This is a genomic window from Brevundimonas sp. KM4, assembly GCF_000964075.1.
Classification (GTDB): Bacteria; Pseudomonadota; Alphaproteobacteria; order Caulobacterales; family Caulobacteraceae; genus Brevundimonas; species Brevundimonas huaxiensis.
In genome coordinates, this window is sequence record NZ_JZRG01000010.1 from 1 (window position 1) to 20,270 (window position 20,270).

20 protein-coding genes and 1 tRNA gene are annotated in these 20,270 nt (G+C 66.9%); 13 read left to right on the forward strand and 8 right to left on the reverse strand.

Annotation, left to right across the window (positions count from 1 at the left end; all coding sequences use genetic code 11):
- Positions 1–304 precede the first annotated feature (304 nt).
- Both VH88_RS06810 and VH88_RS06815 read left to right on the forward strand, forming a co-directional pair.
- Positions 305–1,213 (forward strand): SDR family NAD(P)-dependent oxidoreductase, encoded by a 909-nt coding sequence (locus VH88_RS06810; protein WP_045810590.1) that lies wholly within the window; start codon positions 305–307, stop codon positions 1,211–1,213.
- A 185-nt stretch (positions 1,214–1,398) separates the two neighbouring features.
- Positions 1,399–2,601, forward strand: a complete 1,203-nt coding sequence (locus tag VH88_RS06815; RefSeq protein WP_045810591.1) for an acetyl-CoA C-acyltransferase — start codon at positions 1,399–1,401, stop codon at positions 2,599–2,601.
- A gap of 172 nt (positions 2,602–2,773) precedes the next feature.
- Here VH88_RS06815 and VH88_RS06820 read toward each other — a convergent pair whose 3' ends face one another.
- The 3 genes from VH88_RS06820 to VH88_RS06830 are packed head-to-tail and all read right to left on the reverse strand — an operon-like array spanning position 2,774 to position 4,502.
- Positions 2,774–3,337 carry a demethoxyubiquinone hydroxylase family protein gene (locus VH88_RS06820; protein ID WP_045810592.1) on the reverse strand — a complete coding sequence of 188 codons (564 nt, stop codon included), beginning with the start codon at positions 3,335–3,337 and terminating at the stop codon, positions 2,774–2,776.
- A 4-nt stretch (positions 3,338–3,341) separates the two neighbouring features.
- Positions 3,342–3,887 carry a disulfide bond formation protein B gene (locus tag VH88_RS06825; RefSeq protein WP_039246047.1) on the reverse strand — a complete coding sequence of 182 codons (546 nt, stop codon included), beginning with the start codon at positions 3,885–3,887 and terminating at the stop codon, positions 3,342–3,344.
- A gap of 39 nt (positions 3,888–3,926) precedes the next feature.
- Positions 3,927–4,502, reverse strand: coding sequence for a YqaA family protein (locus VH88_RS06830; protein ID WP_045810593.1), 576 nt, complete (start codon positions 4,500–4,502; stop codon positions 3,927–3,929).
- Positions 4,503–4,589: 87 nt separating this feature from the next.
- On the opposite strand from VH88_RS06830, the gene VH88_RS06835 reads away from it, so the two are divergent.
- From VH88_RS06835 to VH88_RS06880, 10 genes are all read left to right on the forward strand, one after another.
- The gene (locus tag VH88_RS06835; RefSeq protein ID WP_045810594.1) at positions 4,590–5,234 is read left to right on the forward strand and encodes an exopolysaccharide biosynthesis protein; all 645 of its coding nucleotides are present in this window, start codon (positions 4,590–4,592) and stop codon (positions 5,232–5,234) included.
- Between the two features lie 82 nt (positions 5,235–5,316).
- Complete coding sequence (locus tag VH88_RS06840) at positions 5,317–6,909, forward strand: hypothetical protein (RefSeq protein WP_045810595.1); 1,593 nt, start codon at positions 5,317–5,319, stop codon at positions 6,907–6,909.
- Between the two features lie 158 nt (positions 6,910–7,067).
- Positions 7,068–8,180: a 4-hydroxyphenylpyruvate dioxygenase gene (hppD, locus tag VH88_RS06845; protein WP_045810596.1), complete on the forward strand. Its 1,113-nt coding sequence runs from the start codon at positions 7,068–7,070 to the stop codon at positions 8,178–8,180.
- Positions 8,181–8,366, forward strand: a complete 186-nt coding sequence (locus tag VH88_RS06850) for a hypothetical protein (protein WP_045810597.1) — start codon at positions 8,181–8,183, stop codon at positions 8,364–8,366.
- Positions 8,367–8,485: 119 nt separating this feature from the next.
- On the forward strand, positions 8,486–8,683 hold the full coding sequence (locus tag VH88_RS06855) for a hypothetical protein (RefSeq protein ID WP_045810598.1): 198 nt from the start codon (positions 8,486–8,488) through the stop codon (positions 8,681–8,683).
- A gap of 264 nt (positions 8,684–8,947) precedes the next feature.
- A complete protein-coding gene (locus tag VH88_RS06860; RefSeq protein ID WP_045810599.1) occupies positions 8,948–10,117 on the forward strand; it encodes an isoaspartyl peptidase/L-asparaginase family protein in 1,170 nt (389 codons plus the stop codon).
- A 240-nt stretch (positions 10,118–10,357) separates the two neighbouring features.
- Positions 10,358–10,624 carry a hypothetical protein gene (locus tag VH88_RS06865; RefSeq protein ID WP_045810600.1) on the forward strand — a complete coding sequence of 89 codons (267 nt, stop codon included), beginning with the start codon at positions 10,358–10,360 and terminating at the stop codon, positions 10,622–10,624.
- A 43-nt stretch (positions 10,625–10,667) separates the two neighbouring features.
- Complete coding sequence (locus tag VH88_RS06870; RefSeq protein ID WP_045810601.1) at positions 10,668–11,687, forward strand: fumarylacetoacetate hydrolase family protein; 1,020 nt, start codon at positions 10,668–10,670, stop codon at positions 11,685–11,687.
- Positions 11,688–11,750: 63 nt separating this feature from the next.
- Positions 11,751–12,287 carry a CcdC protein domain-containing protein gene (locus VH88_RS06875; protein ID WP_045810602.1) on the forward strand — a complete coding sequence of 179 codons (537 nt, stop codon included), beginning with the start codon at positions 11,751–11,753 and terminating at the stop codon, positions 12,285–12,287.
- 54 nt (positions 12,288–12,341) lie between these two features.
- Positions 12,342–12,426 (forward strand) — tRNA-Leu (locus tag VH88_RS06880).
- 12 nt (positions 12,427–12,438) lie between these two features.
- On the opposite strand, the gene VH88_RS06885 is transcribed toward VH88_RS06880, so the two are convergent.
- The 3 genes from VH88_RS06885 to VH88_RS16450 all read right to left on the reverse strand — a co-directional run bounded on the left by VH88_RS06885 (position 12,439) and on the right by VH88_RS16450 (position 15,321).
- Positions 12,439–13,290 carry an alpha/beta hydrolase gene (locus VH88_RS06885; protein ID WP_045810603.1) on the reverse strand — a complete coding sequence of 284 codons (852 nt, stop codon included), beginning with the start codon at positions 13,288–13,290 and terminating at the stop codon, positions 12,439–12,441.
- Positions 13,291–13,351: 61 nt separating this feature from the next.
- A complete protein-coding gene (locus VH88_RS06890) occupies positions 13,352–15,175 on the reverse strand; it encodes an AsmA family protein (protein WP_231576607.1) in 1,824 nt (607 codons plus the stop codon).
- Entirely contained in the window at positions 15,115–15,321 is a 207-nt protein-coding gene (locus VH88_RS16450; RefSeq protein ID WP_231576608.1) for a hypothetical protein, read from the reverse strand. Before VH88_RS16450 ends, VH88_RS06890 begins: the two co-directional genes overlap by 61 nt.
- 242 nt (positions 15,322–15,563) lie before the next feature.
- On the opposite strand from VH88_RS16450, the gene VH88_RS06895 reads away from it, so the two are divergent.
- Positions 15,564–15,869, forward strand: a complete 306-nt coding sequence (locus VH88_RS06895; protein WP_039246031.1) for a hypothetical protein — start codon at positions 15,564–15,566, stop codon at positions 15,867–15,869.
- 76 nt (positions 15,870–15,945) lie between these two features.
- On the opposite strand, the gene VH88_RS06900 is transcribed toward VH88_RS06895, so the two are convergent.
- Positions 15,946–18,057 carry a S9 family peptidase gene (locus VH88_RS06900; RefSeq protein WP_045810604.1) on the reverse strand — a complete coding sequence of 704 codons (2,112 nt, stop codon included), beginning with the start codon at positions 18,055–18,057 and terminating at the stop codon, positions 15,946–15,948.
- 69 nt (positions 18,058–18,126) lie between these two features.
- Positions 18,127–20,211, reverse strand: a complete 2,085-nt coding sequence (locus VH88_RS06905) for a S9 family peptidase (RefSeq protein WP_045810605.1) — start codon at positions 20,209–20,211, stop codon at positions 18,127–18,129.
- Positions 20,212–20,270 lie beyond the last annotated feature (59 nt).

The window sequence follows — 20,270 nt, forward strand, 5'->3', positions numbered from 1 at the left end:
GGCGCCGGTCGTGGACGATTCAGCGTTGATATCGTCGATCATGTGGTAGCCGGCGTCGATGGCGCCATACCAACCATTGGGTTCCGCCGATGCGGCGCCGGCTGCGAACAGTCCGGCGGCGGCAACGGAGGCGAGAAGTTTGAGCTTCATAGCTTCCTCACTGTGTGAATGCGCGAAGCTGCGCAATAGCACAGCATTCACGGGACCGAACGGCGTGGCTGGCGCACGGTTCCGCGCTTGAGCTACGATTGTGTCGACTGTGGCGCCGTTTCAACACATTGGGCGCCTGCGAAGGGAAACGATTATGGCGATGCGGTTTGACGGACAGGTGGCGATCGTAACGGGGGCCGGGGGCGGCTTGGGGCGCGAACACGCGCTCGCTCTGGCGGCGCGCGGGGCCAAGGTGGTCGTCAACGACTTGGGCGGGGCGCGCGACGGTTCGGGCGGGTCGGCGACAGCGGCGGAATCGGTCGTGGCGGAAATCGAGGCGGCCGGCGGCGAGGCCATGGCCAATGCGGCCTCGGTGACGGACTTCGCCGCGGTCCAGACCATGGTCGATCAGGCCATGGCGAAATGGGGCCGGATCGACATCCTGGTGAACAACGCCGGCGTTCTGCGCGACAAGACCTTCGCCAAGATGGAGATCGAGGATTTCCGCTTCGTCGTCGATGTCCACCTAATGGGCGCGGTCAACTGCACCAAGGCGGTGTGGGATATCATGCGCGGGCAGAACTACGGCCGGATCGTGATGACGACCTCGTCCTCGGGCCTGTACGGCAACTTCGGCCAGTCGAACTATGGCGCGGCCAAGATGGCGCTGGTCGGTCTGATGCAGACCCTGTCGATCGAGGGGGCCAAGAACGACATCCGCGTCAACTGCCTGGCGCCCACCGCCCACACCCGCATGACCGAGGATCTGGGCGCCGCCCTGCCGCTTGAGGCGCTGGCCCCGGCCCTGGTCACGCCCGGCCTGCTTTACCTGGTCAGCCAGGATGCGCCGAGCCGCGCCATCCTGGCCGCCGGCGCCGGCGGATTCGAGCGCGCCTATGTCACCCTGACGCAAGGCGACTTCGTCACCGGCGACAACGCCCCCGAACAGGTCGCCGCCCGCTTCGACGCCATTTCGGACCGCGCCGGCGAGATCGTCCCAGAGATGGGCGCCGCCCAAGGCATGATCGAACTGACCAAGGCGCAGAAGGCGCACGGCGGCTGACAAAATAAGGCGCCTTGCGTTGACGCGACGTGAGGCGCCTAACTTCGCGTCAGAGGAAACCGGCCTCAAGCAGCGCGAACGCGCGTAGGCCAAACAGGAACGGCCTCAAGCAGCGCCAAGCGCGATAGGCCAAACAAGAATGGGCTTAGGTAGCCCAAAGGGCGATAGCCCCAGGAGGAAAGCCCATGCGCGAAGCCGTCATCGTCTCCACCGCCCGCACCCCCATCGGGCGCGCCTATCGCGGCGCCTTCAACGACACCCAGGCGCAGCAGCTCGGCGCCCATGCGGTCGAGCACGCGGTCCAGCGCGCCGGCGTCGATCCGGCCGAGATCGAGGACGTGATCATGGGGGCGGCCCTGCAGCAGGGTTCGACCGGCACCAACGTCGCGCGCCAGATCGCGCTCGCCGCCGGCCTGCCCTCTTCCGTTCCGGGCATGAGCCTGGACCGTCAGTGCGCCTCGGGCCTGATGGGTATCGCCACGGCGGCGAAACAGGTCGTCTTCGATCAGCAGAAGATGGCGGTCGGCGGCGGGCTGGAAAGCATCTCCCTGGTCCAGAACCAGAATATGAACCTGTACCGGATGAAGGACGAGGCGCTGCTGAAGCTGTCGCCCCACATCTATATGTCGATGCTGGAGACGGCCGAGGTGGTGTCGCGCCGCTACGGCGTCAGCCGCGACCGCCAGGACGAATATGCGCTGAAATCCCAGCAGCGCACCGCCGCCGCCCAGGACGCCGGTCAGTTCGACGCCGAGATCGTGCCCATGACCACCACCATGCTGGTGATGGACAAGGCCACCGGCCAGACCTCATCGAAAGAGGTCACCCTGTCCAAGGACGAGGGCAACCGTCCAGACACGACGCTGGAAGGGCTGAAGGCGCTGAAGCCCGTCTTCGGCGGCGGCGAGGAGATCCAGACGGGCGAGTTCATCACCGCCGGCAACGCCTCGCAACTGTCGGACGGCGCCTCGGCCTGCGTCGTCATGGAGGCCGGCGAGGCGGTGAAGCGCAATCTGCAACCGCTCGGCGCCTACCGCGGCATGGCCGTCGCCGGCTGCGAACCGGACGAAATGGGCATCGGCCCGGTCTATGCCGTGCCCAAACTGCTGAAGCGCCACGGCCTCACGATGGACGACATCGGCATCTGGGAGCTGAACGAGGCCTTTGCCGCCCAGGTTCTGTATTGTCAGGACACGCTGGGCATTCCCGACGACCGTCTGAACGTCTCGGGCGGCGCCATCTCCATCGGCCACCCCTACGGCATGTCCGGCGCCCGCATGACCGGCCACGTCCTGATCGAGGGCAAGCGTCGCGGCGCCAAATACGGCGTCGTCACCATGTGCATCGGCGGCGGCATGGGGGCTGCGGGATTGTTCGAGATCTTCTGATTTCGTCATCCTCCGGGCCGCGAAGCGGAACCGGGGGACCCAGCGGCGCCGAAGGCGATCAGTCCATCGCACCAGGCTGAAAACCGCGCCTTTACAGGTTCGCGCTCACGCGCGCCGCTGGGTCCCCCGGTCTGCGCCGCTGCGCGGCTTGCCGGAGGATGACGAAAGAAGGCTAAACCCGTTCGCTGATCTTGATCGCCGCCTTGCAGCCGACCTTGATCACGCCGGACAGCAGCCGATACGCCGGCGCTTCGCGGCTGCCGTGTTCGATGGCGTGGTCATGGTGGGCCAGTTCCTCGTCGCGGAACTGCTTCAACTCAGCGGCCAGAGCCGGGTCGCGGTCGCCGATCTCGGCGATCTGGTCGGCATAGTGTTGCTCGATCACGCTCTCGACCGCCTCGGTGCAGGCGTGGGCCGCCATTTCACCCATCAGGGCCGTGCCTGCGCCAAGGGCCGAGGCGGCGATGCGCCACAGGGGCGTCATGACCGTGGGCCGCACCCGCCGCTCGTTCAGCAGCCGTTCGAAGCGCGCCAGATGCACCGCCTCCTGGTCCTGCATCTCCGACAGGTCGTGGGCGATGCCGTCACGCCCCTTGCGCCCTTCGAACACCGCCTTCTGGGCGCGATAGATCAGGACGGCCGCATATTCCCCGGCGTGGTCGACACGCAGGATTTCGTCCATCCGCGCCTTGTCGGCGCCTTGGCCAGGACGAGGGAGGGGAATGGAATGACTCATCGCATCAGGCCTTTTCGATCCGGGGCGCGCGGGCGTCCTTGGGACGTTTCGCCGCCAACAGGCTGAACACCGCAAGCGCCGAGGCGATGATCGCGTTCCATCCTGCCATCGACAGCCCCAGCCAGCTCCAGGCCACATCGCCGCAGCCGATCACCTTGGTCACCGGCCCCGTGCCCATGGCCAAGGCCGTCAGGCTGTCCATATCGACCGAGCCGCCGACGGACGAACAGGTCGCAGGCAGCGCCCACCATTTGTATTCGCCGCCCATGTGGAAGATGGCCGTGATGGCGCCTGTGGCGAAGACGGCCGCCAGCAGGAAGGCGGCGATGCGCGGCGTGCCCCGGCGTCCGCCGCTGAACAGGGTCCAGCCGGTGGCCAGCACCGCGACGACGACCGCCCCCCAATAGACCTCGCGCTGCTTCAGACACAGGTTGCAAGGCGCAAGGCCGCCGAACCGTTCGAACGCATGGGCCGCGCCCAGCATGGCCAGCGACGCGGCCAGGGCGAAGGCGGTCCACCAACGGGTCAGAAGGCGATAGACATCGATCATCTTGAAACGGTCTTACCCCGCCCCGAACGCGTCGTCGACTTACAGAAGCTTCAGGACGACGATCAACGCGACCAGCGCGACCAGGCCGATCACGCTCCACATCGCCAGCCGCTTTTCGACCTGCGCCAGCATGGCCGGCCCCCAGCGTTTCAGGATCCACGCTTCCAGGAAGAACCGTCCGCCCCGCGTCACGACCGACGCGGCGATGAAGATCGGAAAGCTGAACGCCGCCAGGCCCGAGGCGATGGTCACCAGCTTGTAGGGAATGGGCGTCAGACCCTTGATCAGAATGACCCACAGACCCCACTGATCGAACCAGGCGCGGAACTGCTCCAGCCCGTCCGAGTGGCCCAGCACCCGCATGATCGCCAGGCCCAGATCGGTCAGAAAATAGCCGATCGCATAACCGAGAATCCCGCCCAGCACCGACGCTGCGGTGCAGACGGCGGCGTAGACATACGCCTTCTGCGGCCGCGCCAGGATCATGGGCGCCAGCATCACGTCGGGCGGGATCGGAAAGAACGAACTCTCGGCGAAGGAGACGACCGCCAGGGCCTTGGTCGCATGGCGGCTGCGCGCCAGGTCGAAGACGCGGTCATAGAGTTTGCGCAGCATGGCGATCCTTAAGGCGGCACGGCGCGTTAGCACCCCTGCGGCGTTGCGTCATCCTCGGCCGTCACGTCCACCTGCTAGAGCGCCTGAATGACGACCCCCGCTTCTTCCCCGTCCACGGTCCAGCAGGACGACGTCAGCCATGATGTCACCCGGCTGCTGCGGCGGCTGGCCGACGACGGCGGCGACGCCGGGCTGACCCTGCACGAAATCCGCGACCGGCTGGACGAGCGCGCCTATGGCCTTTTGATCCTGCTGCTCTCCATCCCCTGCCTGGTGCCGGGCCTCTACGGCGTGCCGCAGGTGGTCGGGCTGATCGTCATCCTGCTGGCCGGCCAGATGCTGGTCGGGCGCGAGGAGCCGTGGCTGCCGCGCTGGTTCCTGAACCTGCGGTGCAAGGGATCGTGGCTGAAGGCCATGGCCGATTTCGCCGAAACCAAACTGGGCTGGATCGACCGGCTGTCGCGCCCCCGCCTGCGCCGCTTCGCCGATGGCCCGGGCGAAAAGCTGGCCGCCGTCTTCATGATCCTGGCGACCGTGACCATCGTCATGCCCCTGACCAACACCATCCCGTCGATCGCCCTGGCCCTGCTGTCGGTCGGCCTGATCCAGCGCGACGGCCTGTTCGTCCTCGCCGGCTGCGCCGTCACCACCGTGTGGCTGACCCTCCTGGGCGCGCTCGGGACCGGCCTTCTGATGGGCGCCGAATGGGCCACGCGCTGGCTGCCGGGCTGACGCAACCGTAAAGTATCGGCCGTCAAATCGCCTCAGTTGTTTTGGTCAGTATGCTCACGCTTGGTGGTGGGAGCCCGAAGACTTGACCTCGAATCTGATCGGCCTTGTCGCCGCACTCGGCCTCGCTTTCGCAGGCGCCGCCCCCGCCACGGCTCAACAGGTCGCGACGATCGAGGCGCGCACCGCGCCGGGCGGCGTTCTGGTGGCCTGGAAGCTGGCCCGACCGACCACCGAGGTCGCCTTCCTGGATCAGGACATTATCCGCACCCTCTGGACGGTGAAGACCCCCGGCCTGTCCCTTTCGGACGGCGTCGTGAAGTCCGACCAGCCGTTCGACGCCTTCGAAATTCTGATCGCGCCTGACGCGGCCGAGGTGGACCGCGTCTATATTGGCCTGGTGCGGGTGGGGTCAGGCCAAAGCCTTTATGGACCCGCGCTGGCGCTCAAGGACATGGACGCCGAACTGACCGTCAAGGCGACCGCAGGTGAAACCGTCACGCCTCAGTCCGACGCGATCAAGAGCTACGTCTATGTCGGACCGACCTCGGCCGTGACGCAGGATGACGGCGGCGTGGTCGTCGTCGGGGACACCGTTCCTGCATCCCTGCACACCGCGATGAGCGAAGGCTTTCTGGCGGCCCAGGGATTCTATGGCGCTCGTCTCGGCCGCGACCTGCCCTATACGCCGACCCTGATCGTCACCACCGACAGCCCCGGTCCGACGACATATCGGGGCGATGTGACCGACAATGGCGTCATCTCCCTGCGCTTCCATGGCTCGGACTGGTCCGCGCCCCCGCCCGATGTGATCGAACAGTTGTCCACCTTCGTCTGGCACGAGACGCTGCACCTGTGGAGCAGCCATGCGGTGACGACTAAGGACGGCGTCAGCGCGCCTTGGCTGCATGAGGGCGGGGCCGAATACGGCGCATTGATCGCCGCCCTGTCAACGGGAGCGATCGACGAGGCTCAGTTTAAGACCTCGCTGGCGCGACGGCTGAACGGTTGTCGCGCCGCCCTTGGCGACCGCCCTGACGCCGAACAGCGTCTGCGCACCGGAAACGCCATCTACAACTGCGGCGTCGTCGTGCAGTGGATCGCGGACCTGGAGAGCCGCCGCGCCTCCGACGGCCGCACGGACATCTTCGACATCTGGAAGGCCATGCTTCAGTCCGGTCGCGCGGGGGACGGCTATGGCGTGGCGGACTTTCGCAGCCGCCTAACACCAGACACTGCTGTCGCCGTCCTGCTGGACGGTCCGGGTCCGGAACGCTGGACCGGCATACAGACCCGCCTCTCCGCGCTGGGCGTCACCCTGGTCAATCGGCCCAGTCCGCGCGACCTCCGTCAGGCCGCCCTGTTCCACATGGTCGATCAGAACTGCGGCGGCGAGGGCGGCTTTTCCATGGACAACGGCCGGATCAAGCTGGACTCCGGCGACCGATGCGGCGCCCTGTCCGGCGATCCCGTCGTCGTCGCGATCGAAGATCTGGACCCGATGTCGAACGGTCAGGGGGTCTTCCAGGCCGTCCAGGCCCGTTGCGCCGAAAACCTGCCCATCCGTTACACACTGGCGGACGGCAAGACGGTCGAGGCGGTCTGCAAGGCCCCGCTTAAAGCCCCCGATCTCTGGGCCGTGGATGCGATGCCGGACCTCAGGGCGCGACGCACCTGAGTTCTTGATAATTTGGCTTTAACGTTACTCGCACGCTCGCCCGTCATCACGACCCCGTGGCTTCGTCTTGGCTCCGTCGTCTTCTGTGACTAGGTTCCGCGCCAATCGGCGGCCCCTTTCGGTTAAGCCCGCCTCAAAAGCTACGCGGGAGACGCGCCATGAACGACATGACCCAGGCCCAAGATCAGGCCACTGCGGAACAGATCGACCAGGAAAACCCCCTCGGCGTCGACGGTTTCGAGTTCGTCGAATTCACCGGTCCCGAGCCCGAGGCGATGATTTCGCGCCTGGAGCTGATGGGCTTCACCCAGACGCACGTGAACCCCAGGACCGACGTGGTGCGCCTGAAACAGGGCGATATCAGCTTCCTGGTGCAACGCTCGCCCAAGGGCCAGGCCGCCGACTTCGCCAAGGATCACGGCCCGTCCGCTAACGGCATGGCTTTCCGCACCATCGACGCCAAGGCCGCCTATGAGGGCGCGCTGGCCCGCGGCGCCGTCGCCGCGACGGACGCCGCCGGCGGCGCGCTGGGCGACGACTATCCCTACATCCTTCAAGGCATCGGCGGCTCGCTGCTCTACGTCATCGACCAGTATGGCGACGCCGGCTCGCTCTATGACTCCTGGGACGAGATCGAGGGCTGGGAAGAGGCCGAGCGCAAGAACTCGATGGGCCTGGAGATCCTGGACCACCTGACCCACAACGTCCGGCGCGGCCAGATGCGCACCTGGTCGGGCTTCTACAACTCGATCTTCAACTTCGAGGAGCAGAAGTATTTCGACATCAAGGGCAAGGCGACGGGCCTGTTCTCCCAGGCCATGATCGCGCCCGACCGCGCCATCCGCATCCCGCTGAACGAAAGCCAGGACGAAAACTCCCAGATCGAGGAGTTCATCCGTCGCTACAACGGCGAGGGCATCCAGCACATCGCCCTGACGACCGAGAACATCTTCGAGACGGTCGAGGCGATGAAGGAACGCGGCGTCGCCTTCCAGGACACAATCGAGACCTATTTCGAACTGATCGACAAACGCCTGCCCAACCATGGCGAGGACGTGGAGCGGATGCGCAAGAACCGCATCCTGATCGACGGTTCGGACGAGGAAGGCCTGCTGCTGCAGATCTTCACCCAGGACACCTTCGGCCCGATCTTCTTCGAGATCATCCAGCGCAAGGGCAACGAAGGCTTCGGCAACGGCAACTTCCAGGCCCTGTTCGACTCCATCGAGCTGGATCAGATCCGTCGCGGCGTCATCAAGGTCGACGCCTGAATGACGATGCGGCCGCCGACCTGGCTGCCCTGGCTCGGCCCGGTCCTGGCGGCCGGCGCCGGGGCCTTGGCCGGCGAATACTGGCTGGGCGGCGGCTTCTGGATGGTCCTGATCGCCGCCCTCCTCTGCGGCTTCGCCCCCATCGTCGGCTATCAGGTGTGGAAAAGGCTGCACCACCGAGGGTGAGGCGGGCCAGACATCGGCCCTCTACGGGGAGGGAGTTTTACTCCGAGTGGACAGGCCTTTGGGTGGACAACTGCAAGAAAGTTTGGTCAGACTTCAGGCGCAACCTTGGATAGCCTCAGATGACCCGCGATCCAGTCTTACTTGTCGCCTACGCCACTCTTTCGCTCTGGACGCTGGCGACAATCATCGTCGCCTTGCTTGTGCATTATGGGAGCAGCGGCGAACAGTATCAGCCGTGGATTGTGCCAATGTGCTTGCTGACGTCTAGCGGAGCGATGCTCGTGGACCGCTTGAAAAAGACGCGCAGCCGCCACTGAGTCCCTCGGCCGATGAGGCCCGAGCTTGGCTGATTACCGCCCCATCCGTTTGTCTGAAAGCGGCCCTGCGGCACAGCAAGGCTGCGTCCCTCATCTGCAAATATCCTATCGCCGTGATCCAACCCTCTGATCTTTCGGCGTTTCCAGTTTTCTTTGGCTAATCGACCTGACACGCCCGAACGCGGCGTTACACTGCGATCGACCGGCGTCCTTGGGGTAAAGTGCACCGATTGCACTGTGTTTTCGGCGCGGAGGAGGTTCACGATGCGCATCGCCTGTTCGGGACTGATTGCACTCTTTGCACTGTGTTTTTCCTCGGCCCACGCCCAGGTCGAGGCTGAGAATGCCGCGCCGCAATGGTCGCTGGCGATCCACGGCGGGGCAGGCGTGATCGAGCGGTCCAGCCTGACGCCCGAGCAGGACGCGGCCTATCGCGCGGCGCTGAAAGGCGCGCTGGACGCCGGTTCGGCCGTGCTGAAAAGCGGCGGCTCGGCGCTGGATGCGGTCCAGGCCGCCGTTCAGGTCATGGAGGACGATCCCCTGTTCAACGCCGGACGCGGGGCGGTCTTCACCGCCGCCGGCCGTAACGAATTGGACGCCGCCGTCATGAACGGATCGGACCTGACCGCCGGGTCCGTCGCCGGCCTGACCACGACGCGTCACCCCGTCGCCGCCGCCCGCGCGGTGATGGAGCGGTCGCCCCACGTCATGCTGATCGGCTCCGGCGCCGACGCCTTCGCCGCCTCGGTCGGGCTGGAGCAGGTCGATCCGTCCTTCTTCTTCACCGAGCGGCGCTGGCAGGGGCTGGTCAAGGCCCTGACCGAGGCCGGACAGCCGATCCCCGAGCGCCCCGCCGGCGCGCCTCTACCGGGCGCGCAGGCCGAAGTCGCCCCACCCCTGAACGAGAAGAAGTTCGGCACGGTCGGCGCCGTGGCGCTGGACAGCCAGGGTCGTCTCGCCGCCGCCACCTCGACCGGCGGCATGACCGCCAAACGCTGGGGCCGGGTCGGGGACGTGCCGATCATCGGCGCCGGCACCTATGCCTCCAACGCCGACGGCTGCGCGGTGTCCGCCACCGGCGACGGCGAATATTTCATCCGCGCCACCGTCGCCCGCGACATCTGCGCGCGCATCGGTTTCTGGCAGGGCCTGAGCGACGATGAACGATTTGAACGAGAACGCACTGGTTCCGAGGCAGCTTGTCGAGACTTCCCTCCTGACCAGATATGTTTGGCTCACATTGCGCCCGCGCGCATCGCGGCGGCGAACGCCGAGCTTGCCGAGGCAAAGGCCCTGGGCGGACTCGGCGGCGTGATCGTCATGCCGACAGGAGGCTATCCTTACTTCGCCATGACGACCTCGGGCATGTATCGCGGCGCGGTGTCTTCCGACAGGCCCGCCCGCGTCGCCATCTATGCCGATGAACAACCCTGAGCCCCTCTCTTCTTTCGTCATCCTCCGGGCCGCGCAGCGGAACCGGGGGACCCAGCGGCGCCGAAGGCGAAATCCATCCGCCGCACTGTGTCGGGGGGCCGAAGCCGCGACAGGTTCACGCTCTCGTGCGCCGCTGGGTCCCCCGATCTGCGCCGCTGGCGCGGCTTGTCGGAGGATGACGAAAGTGGATTTCAGACCAATTAGACCAATTAGACTCTCTTTTTTCCCAGACCGAGCCCCATGCCTGCATCCGATGACGAACTGACCGTGATGGCCAACGAGGAGTTGGACGCCGCCTGCGCCATGCCTTTCGTCGAGGTCAGGAAGATCACCCCCTGGGGCGACAGCTATGAGGGGTTCGCCCCCTCCGGCCGCACGGTCGAGGTCGAGCGCCGCTATCTGTGGGCCGTCGAACCCGAGGGCGGCGTCATCGTCGAGGTCGAGGTCCGCGACCGCGCCGCCCGCACTGAAGCGGAAGCACGCGCCCTGCTGACGGCCGCCGACTGATTTCGCCGTTCCCAACATCGCAAATCCGGTCTAGGCCTTGGTCATGAAACTCGCCTCGCTCAAGCACGGCCGCGACGGCCGCCTCGTTGTCGTCTCGCAGGACCTGAACTGGTTCACCGACGCCTTCCTGATCGCCCCGACGCTGCAGGCGGCGCTGGATGACTGGGACCGCTGCGGCCCACGCCTCGAGGCCTTGGCCGAAAGCCTGGAGCATGAGGCCGTGCCGCGCGGCCGCTTCCATGAGCGCGACGCCGCGTCGCCCCTGCCCCGCGCCTATCAGTGGGCGGACGGCTCGGCCTATGTGAACCACGTCGAGCTTGTGCGACGCGCGCGCGGCGCCGAAATGCCCGAGAGCTTCTGGACCGACCCCCTGATGTATCAGGGCGGCTCCGACAGCTTCCTGTCGCCGCGCGATCCGATCCCGCTGGCCGACGAGGCTTGGGGCTGCGACCTGGAGGCCGAGATCGTGGTGGTCGTCGGCGACGTGCCGCAGGGCGCGACGCGCGAACAGGCGCTCGACGCCATTCGCCTGATCGGCCTGGTCAATGACGTAAGCCTGCGCAACCTGATCCCGGCCGAACTGGCAAAGGGGTTCGGCTTCGTCCAGTCCAAGCCCGCCAGCGCCCTGTCGCCGGTTGTGGTCACGCCCGCCGCGCTGGGCGACCGATGGAAGGACGGCAAGCTGCACGGCGCCCTTTCGGTGCAACTGAATGGCCAGGATTTCGGCAAGGCCGACGCCGGCGTCGACATGACCTTCGACTTCGGAACCCTGATCGCCCACCTGGCCAAGACCCGGTCGCTGGGCGCCGGGACCATCATCGGCTCGGGCACGGTGTCGAACAAGGACGCCGACGGCGGCCCCGGCAAGCCGGTCTCGGAAGGCGGCCTGGGCTATTCCTGCATCGCCGAGGTCCGCACCGTCGAGACGATCCTGCGCGGCGCCGCCGAGACGCCCTTCCTGAAACACGGCGACACGGTGCGGATCGAAATGCTGGACGACCGTCATCATTCGATCTTCGGCGCCATCGAACAGACAGTCGCGCCGCTATCCAGCGCGGACTGACGCCGCTAGGGTGCCGACAGCGGCCTCGGGGGAGGCCGCATCCTGTCTTTGGGGAGAGACGACGTGCCGCCTGAAAAACTGATTCCGCTGCTCATGATCCCGATCATGCTGGTGGTCGTGCTGCTAAAGAATCGTCGGAAGCGCGTGCTGAAGCCGCAGCTGCTATGGGTCATGCCGGCCATCGTCCTGCCGTTGATCGGCCTGGGCATCTGGGGGTCGGCGCAGAACCCGAACATGGCCCATGCGCCGTTCGGCCCCGGCGCCTGGGCGGTTCTGGCCATCGGCGGCCTCCTAGGCGGCGTCGCCGGCTGGTATCGCGGCAAGACCGTCACCATCGAAAAGGAGCCGGACGGCTCCCTGATGGCCCAGGCCTCGCCGCTGGGGCTTATCCTGCTGGTCGTGCTGTTCGCCGGTCGGTCGCTGCTGCGCGACCTGATCGAAAGCCACGCCGCCGCTTGGCACCTGAACGCCCTGGCCGTCACCGACGCCTTCCTGGTCTTCGCCATGGGCCTGATCGTCATGCAGCGCGTCGAAATGTACATCCGCGCTCGCCGCATCCAGTCCGGCGGCACGGACAGCCATATGGAAGTCGCGGCCTAACGCTTCGGGCTGGACGCGGCCTTCGCCTCTGTGGCATGAGGCGGTCCTTCCGCTGCGGGCGTGGTGGAATTGGTAGACGCGCTGGACTCAAAATCCAGTTCCGAAAGGAGTGCCGGTTCGACCCCGGCCGCCCGCACCATTCTTCTTCGGTTCAGCCCAGCTGCCGGTGGAAGAAGTCCGTCACATCGGCCAGCACCGTCGCCTTCTTGCGGAACAGGGGCGAGAAGGTCGCGATCAGGTCGGCGTGGTCCAGACCTGGATAAAGCTTGGCCTCCGAGCGCCCGCCAACCGCGCGCATCCGCTCGTCCAGAATGACCGTGTCCTCGTCGTGGACCACCGTGTCGGCCGTGCCGTGGCCCAGCCAGATCGGCGGGGCGTCACGGCGCACGAAGGTCACGGGCTGGGTCAGGGTCGGATCGGGCGCACGGCCGAAGGCGTTCTGCGACGCCGCCACGTCGAACGGCAGGAAGTCGTAGGGGCCCGCGAGACCCGCGGCCGCCTTGATTAGATCGGGCCGGCCGACGGCGGCCATATAGCGTCGGTCCAGAGCGATCATCATCGCCAGATGCGCGCCCGCCGAATGGCCCAGCACGCCAAGCCGCGCCGGATCGCCGCCATATTGACCGACCACCTCGGCCGCCTTGGCCGTGGCGGCGGCGGCGTCCTCGATGAAGGCCGGGAAGACGACCTGGGGAACGATGCGGTAGTCCGGCAGGGCGACCACGAACCCGCGCGCCGCCAAAGCTTGCGCCGCCCAGCCATACTGGCTGCGCGAGCCCGAATCCCAGCCGCCGCCATAGAAGAAGACCAGGGTCGGATAGGGGCCGGGCGCCGTCGGCGCATAGAGATCCATCTGCTGGCGCGGATCGTCGCCATAGGGGATGTCGCGCGCGACGCGGCGCACCCCGCCATCCCTCGGTCCCAGGGTGTTCAGCAGGCTCAGCGGCGAGCAAGCGGCGGCGAGAAGCCCAAGGGCAGGCGCGAACAGTCCACGGCGTGTCATGCGAAAGGCTCCATCACCCACAATACGCTCGGATCGCCGGATCGGTCGTCGTCATCAACGATCAGCGGGCGTTGGCGATCAGCCGGCCGCAGTCGGCGTCCTCGGCCAGCCCCGGATCGACGAAGGCGAACAGGGCCGTCACCGGCGCCACCACCGCGCCCAGCAGGCCCGCCAGACCGCCCTGCGACACGACCGAACCGACATCGACCCCAACCTTGGGTGCGGTCAGCGGGCCGGACACGGTGATCGGCGCCCACAGGCGCAACAGTCGCGGCTTCTTGGATTCCCCCTCGATCCGCAGGTTCATCGTTTCGGCGCCCAGGTTGATGCTGCCCTTGCCCTGGGCCAGCACCACATCGGTGTCGATGACGAAGGTGCGGGCGGTCGCCGTGCCGCCGCTGACGTTGAAATCGGCGACGGCGCAGCGGATCTGGCTTTCGGACTGGTCGCCGCTCAACAGCTTCAGCAGGCCCGCGCTGGCGTTGATGCCCAGCAGTTCGGCGAAGGCCGCCCGCATCTTGCCGTTCGGCACCACCAGGCTGAGCGAGCCTTTCGACGCGGCGGCGAAATCATGAATCGAGGCGCCCGGTCCCTCCAGCTTGGCCCGGCCCAGCGCCCTTCCCGTGACGGGCGCCGAGCCGTTGCGGGCCGGGATGATGGACTCCAGCGGATAGCCCGCCAGACGCAGATCGACGGTGCTGTAGGGGGTGTCCTTGGTCGCATCGATCCGCGCCGTGCCGTTCAGCGCGCCGCGATTGAAGTCAAAGCTGATCGGGTCCAGCTTCAGGATGCCGTCCTTCAGGTCGGCGCCCAGGTTCACCTGACGCACGTCGAAGGCGTTCGCCTTCACCGATCCGGCCCGATAGGACAGGGTGCCGTCCATGGTCTGCAGCCGTTCGGTCTGCAGCTTGGCGTCCGGCAGCAGCTTGCCGCCGACCACGACCGGCGCCTCGGTGTCGGTGCCCGCCGCATTGGTCCGGGTCCGCGCGCCCAGGACAGCGGCCAGATCGTCGATGTCCAGGCGACGCGAGGTCAGGTCGGCGTCGACGCGCAGCCGCTGGCCCGACTGAACCTTTACCTCGCCCGACAGATCGGACGCGCCGACGCGTCCGTCGAAATCCTTGAAGGTCCAGACCCGCCGATCGCGGTTCAGCGCGCCCGACAGCCGGTACGGCGGCGTATTGGGCAGGGCGACGCCGGTCAGCAGATAGAGGTCCGACATATTGCGGCCCTGGATCGTCATGGTCGCATCAAACCGCCCCAGATCGAAGGGCCGGGTGATCGCCCCCTTGGCGACCAGGGACGAGTCCGCGCCGGTCACATCCGCCTCGAACCGATAGGGACGGTCGCGCCGGATGTTGATGAAGGGGCCGCCCTCGATCCTGACGGTCATGGGCGCGCCGCGCACGTCGCCCCGCCCGTCCAGCGCGAAACCGGCCTGGCCGCTGGACGCCTCGCGCGCATTGACCGCCGCCTCCAGCGTCAGTCCGCGCCGCTGTTCCTCAAAGGTCAGTTGGCCGTCCCTGATCACCAGTTGTTGGATGACCGGCAGGTTCAGCCCTTCGCCGTCATCGGGCTTGTTGGGATTCAGCTGCCAGCTCTTGCGGCCGTCCTTGGTGGAAATCAGCACGACCCTGGGCCGGGTGAAGCTCAGCAGGGGCATCTCCACCTGACCGGCCAGCAGCTTTCTCAGCCGAACCGAGGCCTGGACCTCATCGACGTCGGCCGTGTCGCGATCGCGCGCCCAGTCGGGGCCACCGATTTTCAGCCCCCGCACCACGGCGGACGGCGTCCAACTGAACAGATTGACGTCCAGATCGCCGGTCAGGGCGATTTCGCGATCGTATTTGACGGAGGCCCAGCGGCCGATGGGCCCGCGCAGCATGTCCAGTCGAACAGGGCCAGGAAGAGAACCACGGCCGCCACGACGACCAGGACCACGCCCGCCGCCCATTTTTCCGCCGTCCCCAGTCGTCGAGCCGCCGCATAGACGGGATCGTTGTCGCGCACCCAGTCGCGCCAGGTACGCAAACGCGCCCCGGCCGGGGCCCACGCCCGCTGGTTCAGGTCTGCCCGAAAAGTGCGCCAATTCCGTGGGTTCGACAATCGCTCGTCTCCGTCAGCCAGAGGAAACGCACCAGCTTCGGTTTGGCGCCGCCGGGTCAGCTTGTCGTCGATTTGACGCGAAGTTGTCGCATAATCTTTACAAATCTCAGGATCGGCGCATAACTCATCAGAGTCCTGATCTTAATTCAGGCCGTGGAGGATTGCCGATGACCCGTTTTCTGACCCCCGCCCTGATCGCCGCCGCCCTGGCGACCGCAACGACGCCGGCGCTGGCGCAAAGTCCGCGCCCCGCCGAGCGCGCGGCCGTGCTGCAAACCGTCAGGGTATGCGGAACCGATGTGGCCTCGCGCACGGCCTATCAACGCGACCACGGCGCGACGCCGAGCTTCGTCACCGCGCAACAGGCGGTCGCCGCCTATCAGTCGGGCCAGCGATGGGCCGCGCCGCGCTGCATGACCGCGCATCAGTATGACCGTCTGGCCGGGGCGCCGATGCAGCGCGCGGCGCTCTGATCCCGAACAAAAGGGCATGAAAAAGGGGCGCGGTCGTCGGACCGCGCCCCTTTTTTGTCGTCTGAACGGACGCCTGTTACTGCGCCGGCGTCAGATATTTGTTCAGCCAGCCGAACACCTCATTGTGCCATTGCAGGCTGTTGGCCGGCTTCAGCACCCAGTGGTTTTCGTTAGGGAAGACGATCAGACGGCTGTCGATGCCGCGCCGTTGCAGGGCGGTGAAGGTCGACAGGCCCTGGGCGGTCGGGATGCGGAAGTCGCGGTCGCCCTGAACCACCAGCATCGGCGTCTTCCAGTTATCGACGTGGTTGGCCGGGTTGAACTTCTGATAGCCCTCGGGCTTGTCCCAAGGCGTGCCGCCGTATTCCCACTCGGTGAACCACAGCTCTTCGGTGGAATAGCCCATGCCGAAGGTGTCGAAGACGCCGTCGTGGTTGACCAGGCACTTGAATTCATTGGACCAGTTGCCGGCGATCCAGTTGATCAGATAGCCGCCGTAGGAGGCGCCCAGCGCACAGGCGTTGTCGCCGTCCAGGAAGCTGTATTTCGCCTGAGCCGCCGCCCAGCCCTTCTGCAGGTCTTCCAGCGGGCGGTCGCCCCAGTGCTGGCTGATCGCGTCGGTGAAGGCCTGGCCGTAGCCGGTCGAGCCGTGGAAATCGATCATCACCACCGCATAGCCCGCGCCCGCATAGGTCTCGGGGTTCCAGCGATAGGACCAGCCGTCCCCGAACGAACCCTGCGGCCCGCCGTGGATCAAAAAGGCGACCGGATATTTGCGGCCCTCCACGTATCCGGCCGGCTTGATGACATAGCCGTGGACCGTCTCGTTGTTCCAGCCGGCGAAGCTGAACTGCTCATACTCGCCGAACTGTTTGGCGGCGAAGGCGGGGTTGGACTGCGTCAGACGACGCGGCATTTCGCGACCCAGATAGGTCTTGAAATACAGGTCGCCCGGCTCGCGCAGGCTGTCCTGGGCGAAGACGAAGCCCGACGGCGTCTGCTGGAAGGCCGAAACGTGGCCCGCGCCCGTGATCGGCGTCACCACGCCGTTGCGCGTATCCACCGAAAACAGCTTGGTCGAGCCGACGTCGCCCGCCGTCGTGTAAAGCGTCTGGCCGTCGCGCGACCATTGCAGCGTGTCGACCGAGCGATCCCAGTTCGAGGCGATCTCGCGCTTCTGGCCCGTTTCGACGTCCATCAGCACGATCTGATAGCGATCGGCCTCGAAGCCCGGCCGCGCCATGGCGCGATAGGCCAGGGTCCGTCCGTCCGGCGAGAAGACCGGGCCGGTGTCCCAGGCGTCGTTGCCGTCGGTCAGGTTGGTGAAGGTGCCGTCGCCCGACAGGCCGTTGGTCTTCCACAGGTCGAAGTTGGTGCTCCACGGCTCGGTCTGACCGGCGAGACGCGCCGAGAAGACCACGGCGTCTCCCGCCGGCGTGAAGACGAACTCGCTTTCGTCGCCGAAGGGTTTGGAGGGCGTGTCGCCGTCAAAGCCCTTGGTGATCCAGACCGGCGTGCCCGTGGCCTTGCCGTCACGGCCGATCGACTGAACGAACAGGTGGTTCTGGGTGTGGTCGTTCCAGGTGTCCCAGTGACGCACGAACATGCGGTCATAGACCTGGCCCGTCGTCTTCTGCTCGGCGATGGCCTTGCCCTGCTGGACCGAGGCGTTCAGGTCGGCCGCGTTCGGATAGACGGCCAGCGACACCGCCACCTTGTCGCCCGACGGACTGATCCGATAGGCGTTCACGTCGGTGGGCAGGTTGGTCACCTGCACCGGCGCCGATGTGGGCGAGGCCACGCGCCAGACCTGGCTCGCGCCCGACTTGCCCGACAGGAAGTACAGATTGCCGTCCCCGCCCCAGCGCGCGGTGTTGGCGCCCTGATCCGAGATGGCCAGGCGGCGCGGCGCCGTGTCCGGTGCGTTCAGGTCCAGGATCCACAGGCTGCCGGCGCGGCTGTTGGCCTGAACATCGGTGGTCGTGACCGAATAGACGACATAGCGGCCGTCCGGCGACACCTGCGGATCGCCCAGCCGGTTGGCCGAGATCATGTCCTGATAGGTGAAGGCGTCAGGCGTCGCGGGCGCGGCCGGAACCGGCGCGGGCGGCACCTGGGCCAGGGTCGGCGCGGCGCTCATCAGCGCAACAGCCGCGCAGGCGGCGGACAGAAGGGAACGGTGACGCATCAAGATCTTCCTCGCGAAGCTTTCTGGCCGCGAGGCGTAGCACCCTGCCAAGGCGCGTCAATGGGTCGCTCAGCCCGCCGGCGCCGTATAGCGGCCCACCCAATCCAGGATTTCCTGCTGCCAGTCGACCCAGGTGCGGGGCTTCAGCACCCAGTGGTTCTCGTCCGGCACATGGACGAAGCGGCTGGGCACGCCCTGACGCTGAAGCGCCGAGAAGGTCGCCAGCCCCTGCTCCATCGGCACGCGGAAGTCCTTGGAGCCATGCAGCATCAGCATCGGCTTGTTCCAGTCGCCGGCGTAGGTCTCAGGGTTGAAGGCGTCATAGACGGCCTTGCGCTCCCAGCTCGGTCCGCCGAACTCCCAGATGAAGTTGCCGATATCCATGGCGTTCATCAGCTGCGGAACGTCGAACACCCCGGCGTGGTTGACCAGGCAGCGCCACGGCCCGTTCCACTTGCCGGCGATCATATTGACCATATAGCCGCCGTAGGAGGCGCCCAGCGCACAGGCCCGGTCGCCGTCGATCCACGGATTGTTCGACAGCGCCGCCGCCCAGCCCTTCTGCAGATCCTCCAGCGGCCGGTCGCCCCAGTGATCGTTGATCGCGTCGGTGAAGGCCTGGCCGTAACCGGGCGAGCCGTGGAAGTTGACCATCACCACCGCATAGCCCGCCGCCGTATAGACCTGCGGGTTCCAGCGGTAGGACCAGTTCTCGGTCCAGGGCGATTTCGGGCCGCCGTGGATCAGATAGACCGCCGGATAGCGCCGCCCCTCGACCGCGCCCGCCGGCTTGAACACCCAGCCCTGCACCGGCTCATTGTTCCAACCGGCGAAGGTGAAGGCCTCGCCTTTCGGCAGGTCCAGCTGCGCCAGCACCTCGGCGTTCTGGCGGCTGATCTGGCGGGGTTCGCCGCGCGTCTGAACAAAGATCTGGGTCGGGGCGACGAAGCTTTCGTGGGCGTAGGCCAGGACCCCGGCCTTCTCCTCATAGGCGCCGACCGTGCCGTTGCCGGTCAGGGGCGTAATCCGGCCGGTGCGGGCGTCGACCGAGAACAGCCGGTTCTGGCCCTCGTCCGCCGCCGAGACCAGCAGCGACCGGCCGTCGGTGCGCCATTGCAGGCCGCCCGCGCCGCGATCCCAGTCGGTCAGCTTCCTCGCGCCGGAGCCGTCGGCGTCAGCCACCCAGACCGCCGCCTGATCCCCGCCGACGTTTTCGCGCGGCGCCGACAGCCAGGCCAGCTGGCGACCGTTCGAAGAGAAGACCGGATTGCCGTCCGATCCCTTGTTGCCTTCCGTCAGATTGACCGGCGCGCCGCCGTCGAGGCTGACGCGGAAGACGTCGCTGTTGCTGGTGAAGGCCTCGCCCGCCCCTTGCGTCTGGGTTCCGTAGACCAGGGTCCGGCCGTCCGGAGAAATGTCGAAGCTGGAATCGCCGGCCGAGACATCGGCATCCAGGCCCGCCATCAGATCGCGCGGTTCGCCGCCACTCAAACCCGACCCGTTCAGCGGCTGGACGAACAGATGGGTGCGGCGCGTATCGACCCAGTGGTCGAAGTCGCGCAGCGGCAGACGGTCATAGGTCTGGAGCGTCGACTTGCCTCGGGCGTCCAGCCGGGTCTTGGTGCAGGCCAGGGTGTCGCAATCGACGAAGACCGAGACGGCCAGGACCAACGACTTGCCGTCCGGCGCGATGCGGAAGCCCGACACGTCGAAAGGCAGGGTCGTCACCTGGGCCGCCGCCATGCCGGCCGCATCCGTGCGCCAGACCTGGTTCGATCCGCCCCGCGACGACAGGAAATAGATCGCACCGCCGTCCGGCGCCCAGCGCGCGCCCGAGGCGCCGCCTTCGGAAATCGCCAGCCGACGCGGCTCGCCGCCCGACACGTCCGCCAGCCACAGGCCGTTGACGCCCTTGTTGCCGTCCCAGTCGGTGGTGCGCACGGCGTAGAGGATTTGGCGGCCGTCCGGCGAGACGCGCGGCTCGCTGACCCGCTCCATCATCGCCAGATCTTTCAGCGACAGGCCGCGCGATGCGGGCGCTTGGGGGGCGGGGGCGGCGGCCGGCGCGGACGAGGCCTGCTGCGCCAGGCTGGGCGCCGCGGCCAGGATCAGGCTTCCAAAGGCGACCGCCGCCATCCAGCGTGAACGCGTCATGTCTTCATTCCCCACAGCTTTTCTCCAGTGATAGGGGCCGCCCGCCCGATCGCCAAGCG